This is a genomic window from Glutamicibacter endophyticus (genome assembly GCF_048457885.1).
Lineage (GTDB): Bacteria > Actinomycetota > Actinomycetes > Actinomycetales > Micrococcaceae > Glutamicibacter > Glutamicibacter endophyticus.
On record NZ_CP174200.1, the window covers coordinates 3,104,596 to 3,130,122 of the forward strand.

26 protein-coding genes and 1 riboswitch are annotated in these 25,527 nt (G+C 64.3%); of the genes, 8 read left to right on the forward strand and 18 right to left on the reverse strand.

The annotated features are described in order from the left end of the window. Positions 1–4: 4 nt before the first annotated feature. Entirely contained in the window at positions 5–700 is a 696-nt protein-coding gene (locus ACJD00_RS14485) for a DedA family protein (protein WP_418907603.1), read from the forward strand. 1 nt (position 701) lies between these two features. Here the strand turns inward: ACJD00_RS14485 and ACJD00_RS14490 are convergent, their stop codons facing one another. The 6 genes from ACJD00_RS14490 to ACJD00_RS14515 all read right to left on the reverse strand — a co-directional run bounded on the left by ACJD00_RS14490 (position 702) and on the right by ACJD00_RS14515 (position 7,044). Continuing rightward, positions 702–1,088, reverse strand: coding sequence for a DUF2695 domain-containing protein (locus ACJD00_RS14490; RefSeq protein WP_418907604.1), 387 nt, complete (start codon positions 1,086–1,088; stop codon positions 702–704). Positions 1,089–1,186: 98 nt separating this feature from the next. After that, the gene (locus ACJD00_RS14495; protein WP_418907605.1) at positions 1,187–2,425 is read right to left on the reverse strand and encodes a pyridoxal phosphate-dependent aminotransferase; all 1,239 of its coding nucleotides are present in this window, start codon (positions 2,423–2,425) and stop codon (positions 1,187–1,189) included. A gap of 9 nt (positions 2,426–2,434) precedes the next feature. Beyond that, positions 2,435–3,742, reverse strand: coding sequence for an LLM class flavin-dependent oxidoreductase (locus ACJD00_RS14500; protein WP_418907606.1), 1,308 nt, complete (start codon positions 3,740–3,742; stop codon positions 2,435–2,437). After that, on the reverse strand, positions 3,739–4,533 hold the full coding sequence (locus tag ACJD00_RS14505; RefSeq protein ID WP_418907607.1) for a 3-oxoacyl-ACP reductase: 795 nt from the start codon (positions 4,531–4,533) through the stop codon (positions 3,739–3,741). Before ACJD00_RS14505 ends, ACJD00_RS14500 begins: the two co-directional genes overlap by 4 nt. 45 nt (positions 4,534–4,578) lie before the next feature. Beyond that, positions 4,579–4,673: riboswitch (TPP riboswitch) on the reverse strand. A 307-nt stretch (positions 4,674–4,980) separates the two neighbouring features. Further along, entirely contained in the window at positions 4,981–6,279 is a 1,299-nt protein-coding gene (rlmN, locus tag ACJD00_RS14510; protein WP_418907608.1) for a 23S rRNA (adenine(2503)-C(2))-methyltransferase RlmN, read from the reverse strand. Positions 6,280–6,345: 66 nt separating this feature from the next. Continuing rightward, a complete protein-coding gene (locus ACJD00_RS14515; protein ID WP_418907609.1) occupies positions 6,346–7,044 on the reverse strand; it encodes an HAD family hydrolase in 699 nt (232 codons plus the stop codon). A 202-nt stretch (positions 7,045–7,246) separates the two neighbouring features. Between ACJD00_RS14515 and ACJD00_RS14520 the strand changes: the two genes are divergently transcribed. Continuing rightward, positions 7,247–7,528, forward strand: a complete 282-nt coding sequence (locus tag ACJD00_RS14520) for a helix-turn-helix domain-containing protein (RefSeq protein ID WP_309409637.1) — start codon at positions 7,247–7,249, stop codon at positions 7,526–7,528. Here ACJD00_RS14520 and ACJD00_RS14525 read toward each other — a convergent pair. From ACJD00_RS14525 to ACJD00_RS14560, 8 genes are all read right to left on the reverse strand, one after another. Continuing rightward, the gene (locus ACJD00_RS14525; protein WP_418907610.1) at positions 7,525–8,607 is read right to left on the reverse strand and encodes a hypothetical protein; all 1,083 of its coding nucleotides are present in this window, start codon (positions 8,605–8,607) and stop codon (positions 7,525–7,527) included. The genes ACJD00_RS14520 and ACJD00_RS14525 overlap by 4 nt on opposite strands. Before the next feature lie 37 nt (positions 8,608–8,644). Next, entirely contained in the window at positions 8,645–9,379 is a 735-nt protein-coding gene (locus ACJD00_RS14530) for a TSUP family transporter (protein WP_418907611.1), read from the reverse strand. 115 nt (positions 9,380–9,494) lie between these two features. Next, positions 9,495–11,021, reverse strand: a complete 1,527-nt coding sequence (locus tag ACJD00_RS14535) for an APC family permease (RefSeq protein ID WP_418907612.1) — start codon at positions 11,019–11,021, stop codon at positions 9,495–9,497. After that, positions 11,018–12,040: an agmatine deiminase family protein gene (locus ACJD00_RS14540; protein ID WP_418907613.1), complete on the reverse strand. Its 1,023-nt coding sequence runs from the start codon at positions 12,038–12,040 to the stop codon at positions 11,018–11,020. Before ACJD00_RS14540 ends, ACJD00_RS14535 begins: the two co-directional genes overlap by 4 nt. 233 nt (positions 12,041–12,273) lie before the next feature. Continuing rightward, a complete protein-coding gene (locus ACJD00_RS14545) occupies positions 12,274–13,134 on the reverse strand; it encodes a sugar phosphate isomerase/epimerase family protein (RefSeq protein WP_418907614.1) in 861 nt (286 codons plus the stop codon). Next, entirely contained in the window at positions 13,131–13,967 is an 837-nt protein-coding gene (locus ACJD00_RS14550) for a carbohydrate ABC transporter permease (protein ID WP_309409647.1), read from the reverse strand. Before ACJD00_RS14550 ends, ACJD00_RS14545 begins: the two co-directional genes overlap by 4 nt. Beyond that, on the reverse strand, positions 13,961–14,929 hold the full coding sequence (locus tag ACJD00_RS14555; RefSeq protein WP_418907615.1) for a carbohydrate ABC transporter permease: 969 nt from the start codon (positions 14,927–14,929) through the stop codon (positions 13,961–13,963). Before ACJD00_RS14555 ends, ACJD00_RS14550 begins: the two co-directional genes overlap by 7 nt. Positions 14,930–14,937: 8 nt before the next feature. Beyond that, complete coding sequence (locus tag ACJD00_RS14560; protein WP_418907616.1) at positions 14,938–16,257, reverse strand: ABC transporter substrate-binding protein; 1,320 nt, start codon at positions 16,255–16,257, stop codon at positions 14,938–14,940. A 311-nt stretch (positions 16,258–16,568) separates the two neighbouring features. On the opposite strand from ACJD00_RS14560, the gene ACJD00_RS14565 reads away from it, so the two are divergent. From ACJD00_RS14565 to ACJD00_RS14575, 3 genes are all read left to right on the forward strand, one after another. Beyond that, entirely contained in the window at positions 16,569–17,570 is a 1,002-nt protein-coding gene (locus ACJD00_RS14565) for an SIS domain-containing protein (protein WP_418907617.1), read from the forward strand. A 70-nt stretch (positions 17,571–17,640) separates the two neighbouring features. Next, positions 17,641–18,528, forward strand: a complete 888-nt coding sequence (locus tag ACJD00_RS14570) for a PfkB family carbohydrate kinase (protein ID WP_418907618.1) — start codon at positions 17,641–17,643, stop codon at positions 18,526–18,528. Positions 18,529–18,562: 34 nt separating this feature from the next. Next, entirely contained in the window at positions 18,563–19,657 is a 1,095-nt protein-coding gene (locus ACJD00_RS14575) for a LacI family DNA-binding transcriptional regulator (RefSeq protein WP_418907619.1), read from the forward strand. Here ACJD00_RS14575 and ACJD00_RS14580 read toward each other — a convergent pair. The 4 genes from ACJD00_RS14580 to ACJD00_RS14595 are packed head-to-tail and all read right to left on the reverse strand — an operon-like array spanning position 19,654 to position 21,920. After that, positions 19,654–20,172: a hypothetical protein gene (locus ACJD00_RS14580; RefSeq protein ID WP_418907620.1), complete on the reverse strand. Its 519-nt coding sequence runs from the start codon at positions 20,170–20,172 to the stop codon at positions 19,654–19,656. The two genes, ACJD00_RS14575 and ACJD00_RS14580, sit on opposite strands and share 4 nt — an antisense overlap. After that, positions 20,169–20,705, reverse strand: coding sequence for a signal peptidase I (locus tag ACJD00_RS14585; protein ID WP_418907621.1), 537 nt, complete (start codon positions 20,703–20,705; stop codon positions 20,169–20,171). The genes ACJD00_RS14580 and ACJD00_RS14585 overlap by 4 nt, the downstream gene beginning before the upstream one ends. Then, positions 20,702–21,277, reverse strand: a complete 576-nt coding sequence (locus ACJD00_RS14590) for a hypothetical protein (RefSeq protein ID WP_418907622.1) — start codon at positions 21,275–21,277, stop codon at positions 20,702–20,704. Before ACJD00_RS14590 ends, ACJD00_RS14585 begins: the two co-directional genes overlap by 4 nt. Positions 21,278–21,317: 40 nt before the next feature. Continuing rightward, positions 21,318–21,920, reverse strand: a complete 603-nt coding sequence (locus ACJD00_RS14595; RefSeq protein WP_418907623.1) for a SipW-dependent-type signal peptide-containing protein — start codon at positions 21,918–21,920, stop codon at positions 21,318–21,320. A gap of 346 nt (positions 21,921–22,266) precedes the next feature. Here ACJD00_RS14595 and ACJD00_RS14600 point away from each other — a divergent pair, with 346 nt between their 5' ends. From ACJD00_RS14600 to ACJD00_RS14610, 3 genes are read left to right on the forward strand one after another with little or no spacing between them, the layout of a single operon-like run. Further along, positions 22,267–23,760, forward strand: a complete 1,494-nt coding sequence (locus tag ACJD00_RS14600) for an APC family permease (RefSeq protein ID WP_418907624.1) — start codon at positions 22,267–22,269, stop codon at positions 23,758–23,760. Further along, positions 23,760–24,389, forward strand: coding sequence for a TetR/AcrR family transcriptional regulator (locus ACJD00_RS14605; protein ID WP_418907625.1), 630 nt, complete (start codon positions 23,760–23,762; stop codon positions 24,387–24,389). Before ACJD00_RS14600 ends, ACJD00_RS14605 begins: the two co-directional genes overlap by 1 nt. Continuing rightward, a complete protein-coding gene (locus ACJD00_RS14610; protein WP_418907626.1) occupies positions 24,386–25,525 on the forward strand; it encodes a P1 family peptidase in 1,140 nt (379 codons plus the stop codon). The genes ACJD00_RS14605 and ACJD00_RS14610 overlap by 4 nt, the downstream gene beginning before the upstream one ends. The last annotated feature ends 2 nt before the right edge of the window (positions 25,526–25,527 follow it).

Here is a 25,527-nt window from a genome sequence, read left to right on the forward strand (position 1 = left end):
AAGCGTGCTTGATCTTTCCTCCTTGCTTTCGACATTCAGCAATCCCGGAGTGATGCCCCTTGGCGCGGCGTTCCTCCCCGATTGGCTGAACCCTGCCGTATTCCTCAACAACCCGGCCCTCGGCCCTTGGGTCTTGCTCTTGGTGTGCGGCATCGTCTTCGCCGAAACTGGTCTTTTGGTCGGGTTCTTCCTGCCTGGCGATTCGATGCTTTTCACCGTGGGCATGCTCATCGCCACCGGAACCATCCATATTCCGTTGTGGGTCTTCTGCCTCGCGATTTTCGTTTGTGCCTTTATCGGGGATCAAACCGGATACATTATTGGGCGAAAGACCGGGCCAGCGCTGTTTAAGCGCGAGGACTCCCGGTTCTTCTCCCAGTCCAATGTGCAAAAAGCCCACGAATTCTTCGAACGCTTTGGCGGTCGTGCCGTGATTTTGGCTCGCTTCGTACCGGTCGTGCGTACGTTCGTGCCGGTGATCGCCGGCGTGGCCGAAATGAAGCGTTCCACCTTTGTCGCTTTCAACCTCATCGGTGCAGCGCTGTGGGGTATCGGCGTCACGCTACTCGGTTATTGGCTGGGGCAGATCGACTGGATCGAGCACAATATCGACCTGATCTTCATCGTGATCGTGCTGATTTCCTTGATCCCGATCGCAGTGGAGCTATTGCGTGCCCGCAAGGGTGTCGTCAAAAAGTAGTTCATCGATACTGACCGCCGCCCCACTGTATACCGCGGCGGATGAGCCAGTTTTCGCAGGGTCTGGTGCAGCCCCGGCGCACGCCGGTGCACACCAGCTCTTTCTGCCCGTCGTCGGGTTCCCAGCTTTCCAATTCGTAGGCCCCGTCCTCGTCCTCGTCGTCTTCGTCGAGTTCGTCGGCGGGGCTGACTAGGTTCATAAGCACCTCACAGTCACAGAACCCGCCCAGCTCGGCCAGTTTGCGTTCCAGTGCAATGGCGCGCGGCGCCATCGTGTCGCGGTAATAGGCGCTCAGCCGCAAAGTTTTATCGCAGCCCATTACACCGAACATGCGGTAGAGGTAGCAGTACAGGCATTCGTGTTCCACAACGGGCAGTGGCTCGGTCATCACGGTTCCTCACATCGATCCAGGGTCAGTGCACCCAGATTCGCTGTAACCCCCTCGCAACCGACGCGCCGCGGAACGAACTGTGGATACCGCCGCCGCTAGCCGGCGAGCCCGTGGCGCGTGAGGAATGCGTCGATCCGTTCGATGGCTTGCGCGATGGCTGTTGGCCCGGCGGCGAAGGACAGCCGAACATAACGATCTCCGGTCGCGGGGTCGAAGTCGTTGCCGGGGGTGAGCGCCACCCGTGCCTCATCCAGCACCGCCCGACAGTACGCCGACGCACTAGCGAAGCGTTCGACTACCCGCGGAGCCAATCGGCCATAGAGGTAGAACGCTCCATCCGCCGGAGCGGCCGAGTCGAAACCGAGCCGCTGAAGATTCTGCATCACCAGCTCCCGGGTTGCCGCGAACTCGGTCACTCGTTCACGAGCTTCGGCCAACGAGGACGAACTAAAGGCGTGAAGCACCGCCCGCTGCGCCGGGGCCGGTGCGCACAGGGCCAGGTTCGAGGCCAAGGCATCCACGGCACAGATCAGGTCATCTGGCACCAGCATCCAGCCCAACCGCCAACCGGTCATTCCCCAGAACTTGGAGAAGGACGAAACCACGAGACTCTCACGCGAGTATTCCCAGGCGGTGTGGGCCGGACGCTGCGGATCGAACTCGATCCCGTGATAGATCTCGTCGCTGATCAGGCGTACCCCATGCCGTTGGCACCAGTGCGCCAGCTCGGCCAGCTCGGCACCGGAGAGCATCGTGCCGGTGGGGTTCGCCGGGGAGGCGATCACCAGACCGTCGAGCCTACCGTGTTCGGCGAGCGCCGCTTCGAGTGAAGCGACGGTGGGTTGGAAGCGCTGCTCCTCCCCGGTGGCGAGGTCCACTACCTGCAATCCGAGCGCGCTAAGAATGTTTGCGTAGGCTGGGTAGCCCGGACGTGCCAACGCGACCACGTCGCCCGGATCAAAGGCGGCGAGAAAGGCCAACTGGAAGGCTCCGGAGGAGCCGGTCGTCATCACTATATTCTCCGCAGGCAGTTGCACCGAATACTGCCGTGCGTAGTGCTCGGCCAGAGCTGCCCGGGTCTCGGGTAGACCGCGAGTGGGCGTATACCCAAAGTCGGCGCCCTCGGCGTGGAGCTTGGCCGCGGCCGCGTTCACGGCTGCAGGGGCTCCCCCGCCGGGTTCCCCCACGCACAGCGAAATAACATCAATACCCTGAGCCCGGAGTGTGGAAACTCGATCGACTATGTCCATAACCTCGAAGGGTGCCACCGCACCGCGGGCGGAGACCTTAAGGCGACTGACGGTGTGCTGCGATTGTTTCCCACTCTCTGACATATGCCGAGCTTACCGCTCATGCCCCTGAGCGAGATGCGAACGTAGCGTACTGCCCTGATACCCCATGCGAAATCTGCCACGACGCTGCAATTCTGGGACGACGAGATCGACGAAGTCGCGAAGTCCCTCAGGCAAACTCGGTGGCATCAAGTTAAAACCGTCGGCCGCGCCAGTATCCAGCCATAGTTCAATCTCATCGGCGATGCTCTGTGGTGTGCCGATCATGGTGCAGTGACCGCCACCGGCGGCTAGGAATCCCAACAGTTCTCGCACCGTGGGTCGATGCACCTCGATCAGCCGCAAAATGGTCGCATAGCGTCCTTTGGGTCCGGTGAAATCGGCCAGCGGCGGTAGTGGCGGCACCGGCTCATCCAGCTCCCAGTCACTCACATCCTGCTGTGTGAACAGTGCCAGCTGGCGCAGTCCCTGCTCTACAGGTAGTAGCTGGTCCAAGGCGCGCTTCTTGGCGCGTGCTTCGCCCATGCTGCGCCCCACGTAACAGACCAAGCCCGGCATGATCAGTGGGCCGTGTGGGTCTCGGTCGTACCGGCTCGAGCGCCGCCGCAAGTCTCTGGCGTACTCAACGCCCATCTGGTGGTCCGCGGCCACCGCATAGATACCCTCGGCGTACCGTGCTGCCATTTCACGCCCGGGCTCCGAAGCTCCGGCCTGGAAGATAACCGGTGGGCCGTGCTCGTGGGACACCGGAACGTTGAGTGGGCCGTTGACTGCAAAGTGTTCACCACGGTGTGCGATGGCGCGCGCTCCGCTGGGATCCATGAAATGCCCCTCTCGGTCCACCCGCAGGGATTCCATGGGCCAGGAGGCCCAGAGATCGGAGAGTACCCGGATAAATTCATCGGCCCGTGCGTAGCGTTGGGCATGCTCGGGAAGTGCTGACATCGAGTGGTTCTGAGCTTCACTATCAAACATGCTCGTCACCACGTTTACACCAACTCGGCCACCACTGAGTTGCTGCAGGCTGGCCAGCAGTCGCGCCGCATGGAAGGGCGTGTAGAAACTCGAGGAGACGGTACTGATCAGCCCAATACGCCGGGTATGCTGGCTCAGTGCGGTGAGAAGGGTCAACGGTTCGAAGAACCAGCTCGGCGATTCGGCAGCCCTGCGTGGGTCGAGGCTCTGCCCATCGGCAAAGAAGACCGCATCGAATAGTCCGCGTTCGGCCAGTTGGGCCAATTCGATGTGATAGTCCAGCGTGCCTAGGCGTTCAGCGGCCGAGGACCGGTGCCGCCAAGCGGCCTGATGGTGTCCGACCCCGTAACTAAAAAGATTCAGATGTAACTGTTTCAGGCTCATCCCTTAACCAGTCCACCATCGACGATGAGATTCTGTCCCGTCACGCCACGCGCCCACTCGCTGGCAAAGAAGAGCACCGCGTCGGCCAATTCCTCCGGTGTCGTAACCCGACGGGTCGGAGTACCTGCAGCAATGTAATCAAATACGTCGGCAGGGGTCGCAGCGGACGCGTCCGTGGTGCGTAGCAGACCCCCAGAAACCATATTCACGTTGATGCCCTCAGGCCCGAGATCTTCGGCAAAGGTGCGGGTCAATGAGAGCAGTGCCGCCTTGCCCGCGGTGTAGTCGTGATACGGAACCACCGGGTGCTGGAACAGGTTTGTGCCAATGTTGATAACCCGCCCGCCTCCGGCCGCGCGCATCGACGGAAGCACGGCCTGAATCGCTGCGACCGGTGCGAGCACCGACCCGGAAAATTGCCTTTGCAGGTCCGACGGACTCAGATCGGCCGCCTTCGCGCGTGCATTGCCGTTGAAGGAGAAATCAAAAAGGGCATTGTTGACCAGCGTGGTGATCGGCATCCCGAAATGCTGCTCACCTGCGGTCACGGCTTCCTTCAGTGTTTCGGGCTGGTTGAGATCGGCGTGCAGCGCCAGAGCCTGCTGCGGAAACTGCTCAGCGAGTTGCTCCGCTGCCTCTTGCGAGCGGTGGTAATTAATCAGCACACGTGCCCCGGCGCTCAAAAAGGCGTGGCTGATGGCACGGCCTAGGCCGCGGCCAGCGCCGGTGACGAGGACGAGTTGCTCACCAATGAGTGGGGTACGTGCCACGGTGGCAGGTTGGGTGCTCATTCAGGCTCCTTGCGTTAAGGAGGCGAACGGGAAGAGTGCAGCGGGCGACACCCACTAGGACAATCCCTTCGCCAGTACTAACTGGATCAGGTTCAACGGGTGTACTCTCAGCCGATGTCTCGGCACCCCGTGTCACTACCTCCACTCCTACCAGCAGGGCACGGCGAAGGACGAATGTTTCAACATGCCGTACACAGCTTCCGGAGGGCTATCAACAAATACTCCACATCATCTGTGGATAAGCGACAACTCGTTGATAACCGGCAGAATACGCGAATTTACGCGGCTAATTTAGGCCAAGGCACGCTGCGCGCATGTGATCTATGTAAAGTAATTAACAAGTTATCCACAACCCTGCTTGCTCGAGCTAGATGACATGGGTGGATAAACTTCAGGCGGCCACTTCCCTTACCGGAAGTGGCCGCCTGAAGTAGAAACTGTTGCGGGTTACGAGTCGCCGTCGGCGGCCAGCTGGCCGCAGGCTCCGTCGATTTCCTTGCCGCGGGTGTCGCGCAGGGTCGTCGGGACCCCCAGCTCGTCGAGCCGACGCACGAAGTCCCGGGTGATCTCTTCCTCGGAGCGGGTCCACACGGAGCCGGGTACCGGGTTCAACGGAATCGGGTTCACGTGCACCCAACCGCGGCCTCGAGCGTTGAGCTTCTTGGCCAACAGTTCGGCGCGCCAGGCGTGATCGTTCATGTCCTTGATCAGCGCGTACTCGATGGAGACGCGGCGACCGGTTTTCACGTAGTAGTCATAGGCGGCATCCAGTGCCTCGTCGACCTTCCAGCGCGAGTTCACCGGGATCAGCTCGTCACGCAGCTCATCGTCCGGGGCATGCAGCGACAGCGCGAAGGTCACCGGAACGTTTTCCTCGGCCAGCTTGCGGATGGCCGGAACCAGCCCCACGGTGGAGACCGTGATACCGCGGGCGCTCATCGCCAGCCCCTCGGGGGCTTCGGCAACCATGCGGTGCACGGCGTTCATCACGCGCTTGTAGTTGGCTAGCGGCTCGCCCATCCCCATGAACACGATATTGCCTACGCGCTCCTCGGGGTGCTTCTGTCCTCCCAGCCCACCTTCGGCGATCACCCGGTTGGCCTGCACGATCTGGTCCAGGATTTCCGCGGTGGACATGTTGCGGGTCAACCCGGCCTGGCCGGTGGCGCAGAACGGACAGTTCATGCCGCAACCGCACTGCGAGGAGATGCACAGGGTGATGCGGTTCGGGTAACGCATAAGCACCGATTCGACGAGCGACCCGTCGAAGAGCCGCCAGAGGAACTTGATGGTTTTACCGTCGTCCGTGGTCAGCCGCTTCACCTCGGTCAGCAGCTTCGGGAACATTGCCGAGACCAGTTCCTCGCGACCGGCCTTGGGCAGATCGCTCATGGCCTCGGGGTCGGTGGTGTAGTGCTGGAAGTAGTGCACGGAGAGCTGCTTGGCGCGGAACGCCGGAAGCCCGAGCTCCTTGAGCTTCTCCTGGCGCTCGGCCAGGGTCAGATCAGCTAGGTGCACCGGCGGCTGCGAGACCCGACGCTTGGTGGAGAACTGCAGTTCGGGGCGGCCGTCGGCGCCCATCTGCTGCTTCCACCCCTCGGCCGTGGGGATCACCTGGGCGCGCCCTTCGGCCTTGGCCCGCGATTGAGAAATACGCAGTTGCTGGGCGCGCTGGGCGGCGGCCTGCTCCTGGCGCAGGGCCTTGCGTTCGGCCGCGGACAGTGTGGTGGAGTTGCTCGAAGTCATCTCTTCCATTGTTTCATGCCTGCGTCTAAGAGCAACGGTGAAGTTGGGCACCTTCGCGCCGGTGGGCTATTGCTGGGGCGTGAGGCAACCAAGTAGCTCCGCAAGCTGGTCCATATGGCTGAAGGTGTGCTGGGCTCCGGCGGCACGCAGGGTTTCGGACGAGGCATGGACTGGACCGCCGGGGCAGAATCCGAGCACCGTGGCCCCGGCCGCAACTCCGGCCCGCACCCCCGAAACGGTGTCCTCGATAACCAGCGCCGTGGTCGGATCGATGCCGATCCCGGCGGCAGCTGCCAGATAGACGTCCGGAGCGGGTTTACTGCGGGGTTGATCCATGCCGCTGTAGAGTTGCCCGGCGAAGAGCGGCAGCAGCCCGGTCATCTCCAATTGCATGGTGGCCTTGCCCAGGTCCGCCCCGGTGGCGCAGGCGATCCGCGAATCGAACCGGTCCGCCGCTGCGCGCACGGCCGCCGCCGCCCCATCGATGGCTTGCAGCTGAGCGCGCAGTTGGGCATCGCGGCGGGTGCGGAACTCGGCCAACCAGTCCTCGGTGATCCACACGGAACTGTGCTGGAAGATCAGCTCCCGCTGATCCCGTAACGCCCGGCCGATAAAGAGCTCGATGCACTCCTGTGCGGAGATCGCCCACCCCAGTTCGTGCAGCATCGTCCGCAGCACCGCATTGGTGATCGGTTCGGAGTCCACGAGTACCCCGTCGCAGTCGAAAAGTACCCCGCGCACGCTGTTGCTAATTATCTGACTCATCCTTGCCTTTCCGTGCAGATCCCCTCCGCCAAGAGCGCTCCGAAACATCGATGTGGCGGGCGGCACATTTTTATTGATGAAATTCCCAGCTTTGGATCCTACTACTGGTCAGCTTCGCCTATTAGACTGACGGGCGGGGAAATTGGGGACCGTCATCATCGCCCGTTCGCGCTTCGGCGCGCTTCACTGACCGGAGTTATATATGTCAGGTGGAACCTCTCAGCCCGGCCGCTCGGTTACCAACCGAGTTCTCGAAATCCTTGCGGCGTTTGAACAGTCGCCCGCCCCCATCAAGGTGGCGGACATTGCGGCACATGCCGATTTACCCATTAGTTCCGCGCATCGGCTCGTCGCCGAGCTTGTCGAGTGGGGTGCGCTAGAACGGCATCCGCAGGGCGGCCTGCGCCTAGGCCAGCGCATTTTCCGTATGGTTTCTAACCAGTATCCGGAAACAAAGCAGCTGGCCGGATCGGGCGTTCGCTAGCTTTCAATTCCCTCGACCATCGCGGCGGTGGTGCGGATAAAGACGCTTAACCATCCGAAACATATGGCCACCGCGACCAGTTCAAAGCCGGTCAGGTTGTAATAGTGCCAGCGGGTCCACAGCAGATTTGCCAGCACCACCGCGATGAGCGAGGCCACCGAAAACAGGTGGAAGGCGGCCGGGAAACCGGGAAACAGCATGAGGCTGCCGGCGAAGAGCACCATCATGCCCGCCGCCGCAATGCGCACGAAGGCCGAATGCAGTGATTCGGCCGGAGCCACCGGGACCAAACCAATGAACACGACGGCGGCCGCGACCAGCAGCAGGCACCAGCGGACGAACCAGGGGCGTGGCCGAAAGACCTTCCCCCAGCGCCGAGGACGGGCCAGCACCCGCTGCCGATAGATCGCGCCCAGCCTAGCCAGGTCGCGGGTGAGGAATTCGGTGAGCGAGGCTAGCACCAGCCCGGAGACCACCAGCGTGGTGTTAAAGGTCCAGAAGGAGCCGGCCCCGGCGCGCGACGTGCCCAGCGCGGAGAACATCACCCGCCACCAACCCAGTTCCTCGGCCAGGAGCATGCTGATGCTCACCCCGGCGACCATGAATACCCCGAGCACCCCGGCGAGGCTCGCCGCGTCGGTGCGCGCGGTGGATCCCAAGGCGATATAGCAACCGATGCCGGTGGCGGCGGCCACGAAAAGCGAACCGGCCAGGGCGTCGACGTCCAGCCCGAAAAAGGCCTGCTGCGCCAGGTAGAACAGGGTGGATAGGGCCATCACGATGCCACCGCTGTGCACGAGCACCAGACCGGTCATGGTCAGTGCCTTGCGCCAGGGCGGAATATCGGCCAACCAGGGTTCGCGGACCACGAGCAACTGTCGAAATCCCCAGACGCTGGCCGCGACCACGGCGGCGCCCGCGGTCAGCGCGGAGACCGAACCGACCGATAGCCCACCGGCCAGCGGTGGGCGTCGCCCCGCAAAGACAATCAGCGCCACGATCAAACCAAGCACACTCCCGGCGGCGCCGGCCCACAATGCGTGACGCTCGATATCGAGTTTGCTGACCTGACTGCGCACTACCCCGCCCTTTTCGCCTGTTGATCCGTCTGCACCATTATGCGGCGAGTTGCGTAATTCCAGAGAATAGGAGGCTCAGCGCGCCGGCCAGGGCAATGAGGATGACCACCGCGCGGCTGAAGGCGGGATTGATCTTCGCCGCCAGCAGATTCCCAACGGTGATGCCCAACACCATGGCGATGAGGCAGGCGGTCCAGGCCGGTCCGCTGAGCCGCGGCATCCCACCCTTGGCCAGCAGCGAGGCGGTGGCCAACACCAGAAAGTAGAGCTGCACGGAGATCGCGAATTTGGCCTGTGGCCAGCGGGTGGCAACCGCATAGCCGGCGATGGCCGGGCCGGAGACGCCGGCGGTCACCGACATGAACCCGGACAGTGCCCCGGCGCCCACCGCCAGCGCTCGGCTTTGGGCAATGGGCAGGTTGCGGATCGCAAAGCTGAGCGACAGGGCCAGCAGCACCAGCGCCGCAATCATCACGTTGAGCCAACCCGAGCCCAGATGGCCGGCCACCCATGCGCCGGGAACGGTCATCACCACCGCCGGAAGTAGCAGCAGCCCGATCTTGCGGTACTCCACCTGCCGGAAGACCTGCAGGAAGATCAGCGCCGCCGAACAGGCTCCGAGGAAATTCACCAGCATAATTCCCTCGTAGGGCCCCAGCACGAGAACGAGAAAGGGCGAGGCCACCAGGGCGAAACCCATGCCGGAGATGCGTTGGAGGGAACTGCCGAGAAAGGCCGACCCGGCCAGCGCCAAGAGCGCACCGATTCCCACCCGTCGTCCACCTCCCGTACCGCATGCCTACCTCTAACCTAGCGCAACGCCCCGCCCGCCCCGGCGTCGCAAGGACGGGCGGGGCGGACGGGGCGTGCCGACTAGCTGGTGGCGGCTAGCCTTGTTCGAGGTCCTGTCGCACATAGCGGGTTTCGGGACGGGTGTCATAGAAACGCGGACGACGGTTGCGAGCGCCAATGAGGAACACCGCACCCAGGATCAGGATGCCCACTCCGACCACGAACACCAGCCCCATGCCGGCCACGTGCGTACCCGAGCCGTAGTCCGGGTCGAGCGAGTCGATCACGGTCTGTACGAACACGGCCAGCAGGGCGATGCCGCCGAGCAGCGGGGCGATGCCGCGGGTGATCAGGTTGCGCAGCGAGGCGCGCAGGGTGCGGCGGAAGTACCAGACGCAGGCAAAGGCGGTCACGCCGTAGTAGAAGCAGATCATCATGCCCAGCGCAAGGATCGTATCGTTGAGCACGTTCGTGGAAACGAAACGCATCAGCGCGTAGAAGGCGGTGGAGATCACCGCGGCGACGATGGTCGAGAACGCCGGGGTGCCGAACTTCGGGTGGATCCGGGTGAAGGCCGGCGGCAGTGCCCCGTGGTGGCCCATCGAGAGCATCGAGCGTGCCGGGGAAATCATGGTGGACTGCAGCGAGGCGGCGCAGGAAGCCAGGGTGGCCAGCGAAAGCAGGATCGCCGCCGGGCCCATGACCGGTCCGGCCAGCGAGGCGAAAACGTTGCCGATGGTTTCCGGGTTGGCCAGCCCCAGCCCCTCGGTGCCCACACCGGCGAAGACGGTGGCGGCCACGGAGGTCAGCAGGTAGATGGCCAGCACGGCCACCGCGGTGAAGCCCGCGGCCACACCGGCGGTGCGCTCGCCGTTCTTGGTTTCCTCGTTCATCGTCAGGCAGACGTCCCAGCCCCAGAAGGCGAAGATCGACAGGCTCAGGCCCACCGCCATCGCGGAGAAGGAGTCGATCCCCATCGGGTTGAACCATTCGGCGGAGAACTCGACGGCGGGTCCGGCCTTCGCGAAGGCGGCGAAGGTGAACCAGAGCAGCACCAGCACCTGCAGTCCCACCAGCAGGTACTGGACGATCGAGGCGGCGTGCAGCCCGCGCACCGAAATCCAGGTGGCGCCGAGCATGAAGACCAGGCAGGTGGCGACGTTGATCCACGGGTTCGTGGCCAGGTCGGCCAGCTCGGGACGCCCGAAGGCCTGCCCGAGGAACAGGTAGAAGAAGTCCACGGCCACACCGGCCAGGTTGGAGAGCACGATGATATTGGCGGCGAGCATGCCCCAGCCGCCCATCCAGCCGGCGCGCGGACCAAAGGCCCGCCACACCCAGGTGAAGGTCGTGCCGTTATCGGGCATCGCCCGGTTCAGCTCGCGGTAGCCCAGGGCCACCAGGAACATGGGGATGAAGCCGACGATGAAGATCGCTGGCAGGTGGGTGCCCACGGCTTCGGCGGTGGGGCCCAGGGTGCTGGCCACCACGTAGCTCGGGGCGATGGTCGAGACGCCGATGACGATGGCGGTGAACAGGCCGATCTGCCCGGCGGTCAGCCCCTTGCCGGTCTTGGTGACCGGCTCGGTGCTCAGCTTGCTGGTGTTGGTCGTTGAATTCATCGGGTTGGTACCTGTTGGGTGATGCAGTGGATTCCGCCACCGCGGGCGTACAGTTCGGTTGCGTCCACCGAGACGACTTCGCGTCCCGGGTACACCTCGGCGAGGATGCCGGCGGCGACCTCGTCGTTCGGGTCGTTGAAGGCGCAGGCGATCACGCCGTCGTTGGTGACCAGGTGGTTGATGTAGGAGTAATCCACCCAGCCTTCCTCGTCCTTGAGCACCTTCGGGGCCGGGACCGGCACGAGCTTCAGAGCCCGCCCGCGGGCGTCGGTGGCGTTCTCCAGAATCGAGCGCACCTCGGCGGAGATCGCGAAGTCCGGATGGGTGTCATCCTGCTGATCGTGATAGAGCACGACGCCGGGGGCCGGGAAGCAGGCGACGATATCCACGTGCCCGCGGGTGCCGAACTCCTCGTTATCGCGCGTTAGTCCACGGTTGAGCCAGATGACCCGTTCGGTGCCCAGCAGGCGAGCGAACTCGGCCTCGATCTGTTCCTCGGTGGCCTGCGGGTTGCGCCCCGGATCCAGCTGCACGCTGCGCGTGGCCAGAATGGTGCCCTCGCCGTCGACGTGGATGCCACCACCTTCGTTGGTGATGGAGGAGGTCAGCAGCGGCACGTCGGCGTGCCGTGCGATCTCGGCGGCGATCTTGCTGTCTTTGTCCCAGCTGGCCCACTCCTGGGCGCCCCAGCCGTTGAAGTTCCAGTTCACCGCGGCCAGCTCCCCGGAGGCGTCGCGCACGAAGGTCGGCCCGATGTCGCGCATCCAGGCGTCGTTGAGCTCGCGGAATTCGTAGTCCACCGCGTCGCCCAGGTGGCGGCGTGCGTCGGCCTCGGCGGCCGGGTCGACGACCATGGTGACCGGGGTAAAGCGGGCCACGGCACGGGCGACATTGGCCCAAGTGGTGCGGGCGGCTTCGGCCTGTTCCTCGGTATCTCCCAGCGTGTAACCGCTCGACGGGAAGGCCATGTAGATCCGCTCGTGGGCAGCGGTTTCTGCAGGCATGAAGTAGGTGCTCATGGATGCTGTTCCTCATCGGTGGCGGCCTAGCGCCGCCCCGGGGCCAGTAGGTCGCCACACTGCACGGTGATCGCCGGCACGGGTGGTCATGACCTAAATAACGAATATGATTCGTTTTCTACGATACGGCCCATGGAACGTGAGCACAAGCACTTAAAAGAATTAAGTTCATTATTAGTTCACCGTGGAACTTCCGCCTTCGCTTCGAGGCCTTCAAACCACCAACAGCCGTATCAATTACGCCCTAGGTGACCGCTCAGCTCTCCCAAAACCTGCTCAATAGCCCGCGCCGAACGCCGATGCGCGGCGCCGGGATCCGCATGATATTTTCCCTCGCCGAAAAGCTCCACGGTCAGCAGCCCGTCATATCCACCGGCCACCAAATCGCGCAGGATCCCGCGCAGATCGAGCCACCCATCACCCCAGGCCAAATGCCCGGCGGGTCTGCCATCGATCAGGTGCACATGCCACAATCGGTCCCCGACGCTTCGCCAATAGTCCTCCACACTTTCGCCAGCCACCGCCATGGCCACGGTATCCAGCGTGACCCCCAAATTCGGCGCACGCACCGCCTCGAGCATCGCGGCGGCCTGCCCGGCGGTGGTCACGAGGTTCGATTCGCTAGGTTGCAAGGGTTCGAGCACGCAACGCAACCCCAGCTCGTGGGCGTAACCGCAGATCTCGGCGAGCGCCTCGGCACTGCGCGCAAAGCCCCGTTCGGGCTCCTCGAGGGCTGAGCCGCAGCCGGCGGTCAGAAACAACAACTCGGCACCAAGCTCGGCCGCAAGCTGCGCGGCCCGGCGAAATCCGCGCAGGCTGTGCCGCCGAAGGTCACGGTTCGGGGAGGCGATGTTGACCGGATAGCTGACCTGCTCCGGAGTCAGGCATCGAATGCGCAACCCGTAGTCGGCGGCTTGGGCGCGTAGCGCCCGAGCCTGCTCATCGCTGAGCCAGGGAAGGTGCGCATGCCCGGCAATCCCCCACAACTCAAAGTCGGTGCGCCCCGCGGCGGCCATCTGCGCAAAGCAATGCCGCAGCGGGTACAGCTGATAGCCGAAGTTGCTTCCGGCGATCACCGGCAGCGCACCGGTCATTTGCCGACTCCCTCGCTCAGACCCTTGACGAAGTAGCGCTGGCTGGCGAAGAACAGCACCAGTACCGGGATCGCCGCGATGGCCATACCGGCGAAGACCACCGGATAGTCGGTGCCATGCTTGCTCATCAGGCTGGTCAGCCCCACCGGTAGTGGTTCGACGCCGGTGCCGTTGGTGAAGACCATCGCGAAAATGTACTCGTTCCATGCGAACAGCACATGCAACAGAACCGTGGAGACCAGGATCGGGGTGCACATCGGCAGGATGATGTGCCAGAAGGTCTTCCAGCGGCTGGCCCCGTCCATCTCCGCCGCCTCGTCGATCTCAAAGGGCAGATCGATCATGTAGGCGCGAATCAAGAAGGTGGTGAACGGGATGCGGAAGGCCGTGTAGAGAATCAGCAACGCCCAGAAGGTGTTGTACAGCCCCAGCGCCTGCATCAGCTTCACCAGCGGCACCAGTGCCACGGTCGGGGCGAGCATGAGCCCGCCGAGAATGAATCCGGTCCAGAACTTCGAAAACGGGATTTTCACCCGGCTCAGCCCATAGGCGGCCCAGGCGGAGATGAACACCGTGGCGATCGTCGAGGTCACGGTCACCAGCACGCTGGTGGTCACGTAGTTGCTGACCCCGCGGTTCCAGGCGTTGACGTAGTTCTGCCAGCTGAACTGCTGTGGCAGTGCGAAGGGGTTGGCGAACAGCTCGCTATTGGTTTTGAAGCCGTTAAGCAGCATCCAGAGCAGCGGGTAGATCACGATCACCGCCAGACCCAGCAGGAAGGTCCAAGCGAAGACCCGGCCGATCACCGCGAAGAAATAGCCCTTGCTTACCATTGCACTCTCCTGCGCTTGGTGTACCACATCTGAACCAGGCCGATCGAGATCGTCACCACGAAGATCACCGTCGCAATGGCGGCGGCATAGCCGAAGTCATTGCGCGAGAAACCGTTGTGATAGAGCCATGTCCCCAGTACCTGGGTGGAGTTATTCGGCCCACCGCTGGTCATCACCATCACCTCGTTGAAGACCTGGAAGGCACCGGAGATCGTCACGATCACCATGAGCCCGGACATCTCGCGCACCAGCGGCACGGTGATGGTGAAGAACTGACGCACCGGACCGATCCCGTCGATTTCGGCGGCCTCGTAGAGTTCGCGCGGAATGCGCTGGATGGCTACCGCGAAGAGCAGCGTGCTGTAACCGAAACCCTGCCACTGGCTCATCATGATGATCCCGAGCATTGCGGTCGATTCCTGCCCCAGCCATGGCTGGGCCAAGGCACCGAGGTTGACCGCCTCGAGCAGGTGGTTGAGCATGCCGAGCTTCGGCTCGTAGATGAAGTAGAACAGCAGGCCCGCGACGGTCAGCGAGATGGCCGAGGGGACGAAGTAGATCGCCCGCAACGCGCGACGCAGGCGTTCGCTACGTCGAGACTCGATGACCACCGCCAACAGCAGCGCCCCGGCCACCTGGAAGATCAGCGAGAGCCCGGCGTAGAGCAGGTTGTTCAGCAGCGAGCGGTGGAACACCGGATCGGCGGCCAGCCGACTGAAGTTCTCCAGCCCCACGAATTCCCGCGTGCCGGTATACACATCCCACTCGGTCATCGAGAAGGCGAAGTTCTGCACCAGCGGCCAATAGACGAAGGAGAGCAGAATCAGCACCGCCGGGGCCAGCCAGAGCAGCCCGCGCGGGCTCAGCCGTCGGCTGAACAGGGCCGGGCTGGGCCGCCCGCTCCGCCGCGCCGGCGCACCGCTGGGGTGGCGCCGCGGCGGAGCGCTATGCGTCAGGGTCATCACGGCACCTACTTAGCCGATTCGCTGGCCGCGCGGACCGAATCGATAACCTCGGCCGGGGTGCTACTGCCGCTGGTCAGCGCCTCGCCGCCGGCCAACCACGCGTCGGCCACCTCCGGCACGGTGACGGTATCCAACCAAATCACCAGTTGCGAGGCCTCGTTGACCTTCTCGATTCCCTCAAAGACGGCCTTCGAAGAGGTCTCTTCGGTCACCGCACCCTTCACGGCACTGGGCTGACCATATGGCGTGGCGGAGAGGGTCTGCGCGTTCTGCGTATTCGTTGCGAACTTCATGAAGTCCGCCGCTAGGGCGGCCTGCGGCGAGCGGGCGTTGATCATGTAGCCCTCGGGGGAACCCTCAATGGCCGCGGGGTCTCCGGCGGCGTCGGCCGGGGCGGGTAGCGCGAAGATGCCGAACTTCTCCGGGTCGAGCTTCTTCTCGCCGGCCACGGAGTCGAATTCGAGCACCTCTTGGTAGTACATCGCGGCACGTTCGCCGGAGAAGGCTTCCTGTGCGGTGGTGTACAGCACGCCGTTGGACCCGGCTCCGGTGTCGGTGCAGGAATCGACCAATCGCTTGTACTGCTCGAGCGCGGTGACATAGCCCGGGTTCTGCCAGGAGGCCGTCTGCGGATCGAAGTCAGCGTGCAGCACCTCGGCGGGCACGTTGTAGGCGAAGAGCTGGCCTAGGTAGTGCAGCCCGGGCCAGCCGTCCTTGTTGCCAAAGGCGATCGGCTCGTACCCGGCCTTGCGCAGCGGCTCGCAGCTGGAGATGAGTTCGTCGAAGTTCGTGGGCACGTCGACGCCGGCCTTTTCGAAGGCGGCCTTGTTATAGCCCATGAACTTACCGTTGTTGTACAGCGGGATTCCGTAGTATTTCCCGTCCACGGCGAAGGCATCCAGCGAGGCTTCACCGAAGCTACTCCCCCATTCGGTCTCCGGGGCGATGACTTCGCTCAGATCGGCGGCCAGCCCACCGTTGACGTAGTTCTCCTGCCAGTTCCCGGCCCAGGTGAAGTACACATCCGGTAGCGCCTGCGAGGCGGTGAGCGTGCGGATCTTGTCCTTGATCGACTGGTCGGTTTCCTGAATCAGCTCGATGCTGACCCCGGGGTGCTCCTTCTGGTAGGCGGCGGCCACATCTTCGAAGTAGGCCTCGAGCGGCTCACCGGCGAATTTGGTCAAAACGCTGATGCTTCCGTTGTAGTCCGGCTCTCCGGTGAGGTCCGCCGCGGGTGCCGCCTCGGGGCCACCGCCCGAACATGCGCTCAAGGCTAGGGCCGAGGCCGCGACCAACGCGGCCATCTGTATGCGGGGAAACTTCATGAAAATGCTCCTCTTCTCGCCCGAGTGCCGTCGCCTGCCGCTCGGAGCAATGAATAACTTGGATGCGAATATACACACTTTCTGATACCGGTACCAGAGTTTCGTTGAAATTTTCCTCGCGCCAATCCCGGCGTCACCACCCTCTGGGAGATTTACCCCATAAACACAATGAATAACGGGTAGTTAAGCCGGAAAATCCATGGCACTTCACCCTTGACGCGACCGCTTGGGGCATGCAAGCATTATTCGCACCTGATACCGGTACCAGATAGGTCACCATCTCACGAGGATCTGTGAAAGGATCACCGCATATGCTCGGCTTCAACGAATCCGAATTCCGCACCCAAATTGCCAGCGCCGTAGCCCTCCGCCCGGAGGTCGAAGCACATCTCGATACGCTCCTGAGCACCGGCATCGACAACGTGTTACTCATCGGCTCCGGTGGCACCTACGCCCAAATGTGGCCCTATGAGTTCTTGGCCCGCCGCACCTCCACCCTGCCGGTGCAGGCCCTGATCGCCGCCGAGCTGGTGGAAACCGGCAATGCACTGATCAGCGAGCGCACCCTGGCGGTGTTCACCTCGGTCTCCGGCACCACCGACGACGTGGTGCGCGCCATCGACTATGTCGCAGCCCGCGGGGCACAGACCGTCTCCTTCACCGGTCACGCCGACAGCCCCATCGCCGAAAAGGTCGACAAGGCCTTCATCTCCGAACCGAAAACCTGGCCTTTCGACATGCAGATGTTGCTGCTGGTGGGCAATATCCTGCACCGCCGCGGCGAGTTCGCACACTATCCGGTGCTCGCCGACGAGCTGCGCCTGCTACCGGACGCACTGGTGGCCGCCGCGCAGCAGGCCGAAGCACAGGCCATCGACTTTGCCGAGAAGCACAAGGACACCGACTATCACTTCCTGATCGGCGGTGGCCCGCTCTGGGGTTTCACCTACCTGTACTCGATGTGCATCCTCGAAGAAATGCAGTGGCTGAAGACCACCCGCGTGCACAGCGCCGAGTTCTTCCACGGCTCACTCGAGCTGCTCGAGGAAGACACCTCGGTCATCGTCTTCCAGGGCGAAGACGACACTCGCCCGCTGACCGACCGCGCCGAGGACTTCGCCAAGCGCATCACCTCGAACGTCAGCGTCTTCGATACCCGCAACTACGAGCTCGCCGGGTTCAGCGCCGAGAGCCGCGCGTTGATCGCCCCGATCGTGCTGGACACCGTGATGGGCCGAGTCAGCAAGCACCTCGAGCGCGTGCGCGAGCACTCGCTGGACCTGCGCCGCTACTACCGGGTGATGGAGTACTAGACACACCCGCGCGGCCCCGCTCCCCGGCGGGGCCGCGATCACACACCTCATACTGCGAAGGAGATCCCCGATGCGCGTGCTCGGCCTGGGCGATAACATCATTGACCGCTTCATCGACCGCCAGGTCGACTACCCCGGCGGCAACGCCGTTAATGTGGCGGTGTTCGCCCGGCGTCACGGCGCCGAATCGGCCTACCTCGGAGTCTTCGGAGACGACGAGCTGGCCGGCTTTCTGCGCGGTTGCCTCGAGGCCGAAGGGGTGGACACCTCGTACAGCCAGGTCAAGCACGGGCCCACCGGCATCTCTCGGCTTCACGTGGTCGATTCCGATCGCGTCTTCCTAGGCTGGAACGGCGGCGGAGTCACGGTCTCCGACCCACTGGAACTCGACGCGGAACTCCTGGCCTATATCTCCGGCTTCGATCTGACGCACTCCAGCGTCTATTCCGGGCTCGAGTCTCAGCTCGCGGCGCTGCGCGAGACCAACACCCTAGTCAGCTTCGACTTCTCCAGCGAACCCGAATACCGCAGCACCGAGTATCTGGCCCGAGTGGCGCCGCTGGTGGATCTCGCCCTGATCTCCTGCGGCGAGCTGCCACCCGAGCAGGCCGATGCATTGTTGCGCAGCATCCACGCGGCCGGCGCACCGCTGGTACTGGGCACCTGCGGGACCGCCGGCTCCCGGCTTTTCGATGGCACCCAGATCCTCACGCACCCGGCGCACCTGCACCAAGACCCCACGCAACTGCGCGACACCATGGGGTGCGGGGACGCCGCGCTGGCCGGCTTCGCCACCTCGCTGTTGGCCGATGGCTGGTCGCGGCGGCGGCCGCCCACCCCCGAGGCGTTGCGGCGTGGCCTTGAACGGGCGGCCGAGGCGGCGAAGGTGCAGTGCACCGTGGAGGCGGCCTTCGCCCATCCGCGCAGCTGGCGCGATGAAACGCTGCCAGTAAGATGAGGGTAAGACCCACGAGCACGGGAGTAGCCCCCTAATGCCGCAACCGCGAACCGGCGCCCCAACGATTTCCGATGTGGCCCGCGAGGCCGGAGTTGGCCGCGCCACGGCCGCGCGCACCCTCGGCGGCTACGGTTACGTCAGCCCGGCCATGCAGGATAAGGTGCTGGCCGCCGCCGAACGCCTCGGCTACCGGGCCAACGCCCTGGCCCGCAGCATGTCCACCGGCGTCACCCACACCATCGGGGTAATCATCGCCGATATCGGCAACCCCTTCTTCGCCGGGGTCATGCGCGGCATTTCTGATACCGCACGCGCCCGCGGGGTCGACACCCTGGTCATCAGCTCTCACGAAGACCTAGCCGAGGAAGTGTCGGCGATGAATACGCTGATCAATAAGCGGGTGGATGGCATCATCATCTCCACCTCGGCGCGTACCGCCGCCGGGGCCGGGCATATCAGTGCCGCCGCCGCGCAGGGCATCCCGGTGGTCCTGGTGGACCGCGCGATTCCCGAACTCGGACTGGATGAGGTGGTCATCGATAACCGCGCCGCGGCACGCCTGGCGGTCAGCGAGCTGATCGCCGCCGGCCACCAACGCGTCGGCTTCGTCTGGGGCCCACCGAGCACCCACCGCCCGACGGTGCGCCGCGAGCTCGTCGATGCCTCGGCCAATAACCTCTTCACCGAGGGCGAGCGTCTCGAAGGATATCTGGACGCCTTGGACGACGCGGGCCTACCCTGCGACCTCGACCTGGTGATGGTGGGCGAAAAGACCGCCGAACATGCCAAGGCCGAGGTCACCCGAATGCTCGAACTCGAGCAGCCGCCCACCGCCCTGTTCTGCACCGAATCCGATGCCATCGTCGGCGCCCTGCGCGCCATCCGGCAGGCTCGACTGCGTGTGCCGGAAGATATTTCGCTCATCGGCTTCGACGACAACCCCTGGGCCGAGGTGATGGACCCACCGCTGAGCATGATCGCCCAACCCATGCACGAGCTCGGTGCCCGGGCGGCCGATAAGCTCTTCGAACGTATCGACAGTCCCGCCCACGCGGCCGAGCGCATCACCTTGGACACCGGGCTGGTTCGCCGCGATTCGGTACAAGCGCGCAGTCACCAGGCCAACTAGCCGGGTAGCTGCCCCTGCACCTCACAGGTCACCGAGGCGGCAATGCCCACCAGGCCACCGTTGCGTAGTAGCACGCGGCGCGCCGAGGTCACCGACACCCACTCGCTCGACGGGTACTTATAGAACGTCTCGACGGTGACGTTCAGCCGGTCGATGCGCCCAATGGAAAGGCTCAGCAGACCCTCGAGCAGGGTCGTCGTGAAGGTCATCTGCGTATTGGTGGTGAAATCCTGGCGCACCGCGCTTTGCCCCTCAAATTGCGAGGTCACCCGGTACCGGATGGAACTGACCCCCGGCGGCACCGTGGCCGCCGGCCAGCTCAGCTGTGCCCGTGCGCCCAATAGGTTCGGGATGTTCGTGCAGGTCGTACTCGCCGGTCCGGGCAACTGCACAGCACCCACGGTGCCGGCATCGGCCACCTGACTGTGCTGCCAGGTCGCCTGCGTCGGACCGACCACGCCAAGCGCCGCCAAGGCCAGGCAGGCGACCGCGGCCAGCGCGGCACGATACCTCATCGTCGTGCCCTTCGACCCTGCGGGCGCGGCCAAAAAGCCCAGGTCACCAGCCCCGCGGCCAGCACACTGAGCACTCCGAGCACCGCCGGGCGCTGGAAGAACACCACCACGTGAGCCAGCTCCGGCACGCTCCCGCGCACAATCCGCACCTCGCTCACCTGGTAGGGTGCGGGGTCGTTCTGCTCGTTGGCATCCCCACGCAGGGTCAGCTCAACCATGGCCCCCATGCCCGACTCAATGTCGACGATTCGGTGGGTGATCGGCAGCTTTCCGGGACGTTCCACGGTCACCACATCTCCCACCGACACCTCCGCGGCGGGTACCTCCTGCACCAAGGCCACCGAGCCGGCCGGAATCGTCGGAGACATGGAACCGGTGGAAAACATGATCAGCGAGAGCGACTGGGTTTTGGCGATAATCACCAGCACGATGCAGATCAGGCCGAGCCCCGCGAGCAACCACAGCAAGATGTCCCCGAGCGCCCCGGGGACCCCAGCCCAACTCCACCGCCTGCCGGAGGAAGCTGAACTCATTCGCTGCTCCCGGTCACCGTGAGGGTGAGCCCCACCGTGGCCCCCTGCACGCTCGAGGGGACGTTATCGGCCACCATGCGCAGATCGAGGCAGTACTTCACGAGGTTGCCGCGCGCCGCCTGCACCTGCTGATTTCCGGTAATCACCGGGTCGGCGTCCATGGCCCGCCAGGCACCGGAGGCAATGGTGCGCGAGGCGCAGGAGGTGCCGGTGCTAACCGACTCCAGAGAGTACTGCAGATAGCTGGGCAGCGAACCGGTCTTCGAGGTGGGCACCAACGCCAGCTTCGGCACCAACGCGCCGCCGACGGTACTGGCCGAGGTAGTGCGCACCAGAAAGCTGGCAGTTTTCTGCGCGCCGGGGCTCAACGCCGCGGCGTCGAGATTCAGCTGCGCGGCCGCACCCTGCGGGTAATCGGCCCAGCCGGTGGAACCGGTGGCATCCACCGTGCTTTCCAGCGCAAAAATACTGGTGCCCACCGAGCTCTGGGCATACTGCGAGGAGGTCCACGCGGCCAGGGTCGTTGCCGCCCCGACCCCGAGCACCAGTCCTCCGGCTAGTACGGCGGCCACGCGCCGACCCGTCAGACGGGCCCGGCGCGTGGTCTTCGTGCTAGTTGTCAGCCTGTGTTGCGGCAAATTCCCACACCACGCTCGTGGTCTGACCCGGCGTCAGGTCCGCCTGCGCGCCGGCGCTGACGGTGAAGCACAGGTTGACCGGGGCACCGGCGGCGGTATCGGCGCCCTGGCTCAACGACAGCGGGCTGGTCTGCACGCCGTCGGCGGTGGCCAGCGCACGGGTGCCGACCCAGCCGGTCTGCGTACCGTTGGCGCAGTCGGGGGTGCTGGACTGGGTGACGGTGTAGCTCAAACCGGCGTTCGGGGAGCTCACCTCGGTGTTCAGCACCACGGTTGCATCCACCGTGGTATCGCTCGAGAGGCGCACCGCGTAGGGAGCGGTCACCGATTCACCCGGTGCCAGGTTCAGCGACTCGATGCCAAAGCTCAGCGTGGCCGGGGAGGATTCGGGGTGGTTGGCGAAGTCGGTGGCGTTGGTGCTGCCCTCGAGCACCATGTTGCCGGTGCCGAAGGTGCCGGCGGCGAAGTCCGAGCTGTTCCATGCGGCCAGGGTGGCGGCAACGCCGAGACCCAGCACCACGCCGCCTGCCATAATCGCGCGGACCTTCTTGCTTCGCTGTGAACGAGTGCTACCCATTGATGTCTTGCCTTTCGCGGACAGGGAGAAATGTACGGGCAGAAATCAACGCGCCGTCATTTGATGATATGCACAGCGTAACCAGCGCCCGCGCGATACACCATACTCCTTGAGGATGACAAAGTCAGCGGTAGTGACCGACGGCCGCATATGCCGCTTTGCGACTATGACGCACTATGACGACGCCCCGCGCGGCACCGGTCTCAAACCGACCTCAAGCCGGTTCAAAAAGTTGAACAGCTGTTCAGAAATTTTTGGGAAACCGTTGACTTTAAGGTGATCCAGAGCACAAAGTGTTCATACGGCCGATCAATTTTTCGCTAACCCGCCTCAGGGAGCCTCCACCATGCAACTCACCTCTCAGCAAGCCCCGCCACGGGCCGCTCTGGCCCAAGGGAAACTCGGAACCTTGGACATCGTGTTCTTCGTTGTCTCCGCGGCGGCCCCACTGACCGTCGCGGTCAGTTCGGCGCCACTGGCCTTCCTCGTCGGCGGCATCGGTGCCCCCGGTGCCATGCTCGCCAGCGGCATCGCCCTGCTGTTCTTCGCCGTCGGCTTCACCGCCATGTCCCGCTATGTCCGCAATACCGGTGCCTTCTACGCCTATGCGGCCGCGGGCCTCGGCAAGCCGATAGGCATCGGCGTCGCCTTCCTCACCGTCGTCGCCTATGCCTTCCTGTGCATCTGCTTCTACGCCCTGCTCGGCTTCTACGCGCAACTAACCTTCTCGCAACTGCTCGGCATCGACCTGCACTGGGGCGTATGGGCGGTGCTGTCCATCGTGCTGGTCGGCGTGCTGGGCTACCGACGCATCGACGTCGGCGCCAAGGTGCTCGCCGTGCTCCTATCGGCCGAAATCGTGATCCTGTTGGTGATCTGCATTGCGATCATCATCCAAAACGGCGCCACCATCCCCGAGGCCACCCAAGCGACCTTCGACCCGCAGAACGTGCTCTTCGCCTCCGGGGCGAGCGCCCTGTTCGTCTTCGGTTTCGGTGCCTTCCTGGGCTTTGAGGGCACCGTGATCTACGCCGAGGAGGCCCACAACCCGCGACGCACCGTACCGAAGGCCACCTACATCGCCATCATCTTCCTCGCGGTGTTCTACGCCTTCACCTTCTGGGCGCTGGCCGTGGCCTTCGGCCCGGCCGGGATCATCGAGCTGGCGAACTCCGCCGACTTCGAACAAATGATGTTCATCGCCGGCAGCAACGCGTTGGGCGCCTGGGCCGGGGTGGTGCTGGAAATCCTGATCATTACCAGTTTCTTCGCCGCGGTGCTGGCCTTCCACAACGCCTGCTCGCGTTACCTGTTCTCACTGGGCCGCGAACGCCTGCTGCCGCAGATCTTCGCGCGCACCCACCGCACGATGTCCTCCCCACACATCGCCTCGCTGTCCTTCACCGTGCTCTCGGCCGTGGCGCTGATCATCGCCGCCGCCTTCGACGCCGACCCCTTCGTCGGCCTGGCGCTGTGGACCTACGCGGTGGGCGTGGCCGGGCTGGTCTTCTCCCAGGGCATCGCCGCACTGGCGGTCATCGGCTTCTTCCGCAGCAACCGTCGCGGCTACGGTATGTGGAGAGTAGTTATTGCGCCGATCCTCGGTGCCGTCGGACTCTTATCGGCCTTCACCGTGATCGTGCTGAACTTCGACCTGGTCTCCGGGTTCGAAGGCCCGATCAACTGGCTTCTGATCGGTGTGGTGCCGGTGATTTTCCTGACCGGCGTCATCGTCGGACTGGTGATGAAACGCCGCGCACCGCAACGCTACGCGGCGCTGACCCAGAGCATGAAGGTTGTCCCGGCCCCCGAGCGGCAACTGGAGGAAGAGGAAGTGTGATGTCCAAAAGCCAGCAGCGCAAACGCGATCTGCTCTCCGCCGCCACCCATGTGATCGGCGCCCACGGGATTTCCGGGGCGAATATCCGGGCGGTGGCCGAGCAGGCCGGCATCAGCACCGGCAGCGTGCTCTACCACTTCGAATCCTTCGACAAGCTGGTCATCGAGGCGGTGAAGAATGTGCTCGACGAGTTCAGCACCCGACGCCGCCAACTCATCGACGGAATTGCCGATCCGCGCGAGCGGTTGCGGCGCATGATCACCTCCGGCATTCCGGAAGTGATCAGCGACGACCTGCGCGTGATCTACGAAGTGGCCGCCGTGCTGCGCGACAAACCCGAATACCGGGCCAGCATGACCCTGTTGGCCGAACGACAGGTCGGGCTCTACCAGGTGGTGATCGAGGTCGGCGTGGCCCTTGGCGCTTTCCGCCCGCGCGGCGACGTCGAGGGGATCGCGACGAACCTGGTGGCCCTGGAAGACGGCTACGGGCTCTACCTGCTCGACCCGGATAACTGGCAACGCGAACGCTATCTGGCCAACCTCATACAGTACGCGCAGATCGCCCTCGACTGCGATCTAAGCGCCACCGACGAAACCCCCAGCGAGACAGACGAGGAACCCCAATGACCGCGAACTACTCCCCCAGCACCCCTCGCCCCCGCGCCCGCGACCTGGGCATCCCCTTCGACGGCGAACCCGGAACCTGGAACGCCATCACCGACGTGCCGGGCCTCGAGGTCGGCTACACCACCCTGATCGAGGACGGCGAGGAGGTGATCCGCACCGGAGTCACCGCCATCCTGCCGCGCGGCAAGTCCGCTCCGGGCTCCGCCTGCGCCGCCGGGGTCGCGGTGCTCAACGGCAACGGTGAACTCACCGGGCGCTCCTGGATCGACGAGGCCGGCCAATTCCAGATGCCGGTGGCGATCACCAATTCGCATGCCGTCGGCCCCGTCCACCAGGGCATCGACCGCTGGATGGCCCGCAACGACCCGTCCACCGCGGCCCAATGGATGTTGCCGGTGGTCGGCGAAACCTGGGACGGCTACCTGAACTCCATCAACGCCGAGGCGTTAACCCCGCAGCATGCCATGGAGGCCTTCGACGCCGCCGGCACCGGACCGTTGCAAGAAGGCAATGTCGGCGGCGGCACCGGGATGAACTGCTACGGCTTCAAGGGCGGCACCGGCACCGCCTCCCGCGTGGTCCGCGCCGCGGATGCCCAGTGGACCGTCGGGGTGTTGCTGCAGGCAAACTTCGGGCAGCGCGCCGAACTGCGCGTGGCCGGGCACAACCTCGGCAAGGACTCGCAGGCGCCAAACCCCATGGAAACCACCGACTGGCTCTCCGAAGACGTCAACGGCCCGGCCCATGCGGTCCCCGGCGGCGGCAGCGTGATCGTCGTGGTCGCCACGGACGCACCGATGCTACCGGATCAGTGCCGGGCGTTGGCCCGCCGCGTGCCGTTGGGGCTCGCCCGCACCGGCACCACCGGCAGCCACTTCTCCGGGGACATCTTCCTGGCCTTCTCCACGGCCAACCAGGGCCGACTGAACTCGCGCATGGAGCAGGGCATTGTGCGCGAGCAACTTGAGCATCTGACCTGGTCCAGCATGGATGACTTCTACACCGCGGTCGTCGAGGCCACCGAGGAAGCCGTGCTCAACGCGCTGGTGGCGGCCGAAGATATGGTCGGACGCAAAGAGCACACCAGCTACGCGCTGCCTCATGAGGAAATTCGGGCGGCCTTCGCCACCTCCTAGGC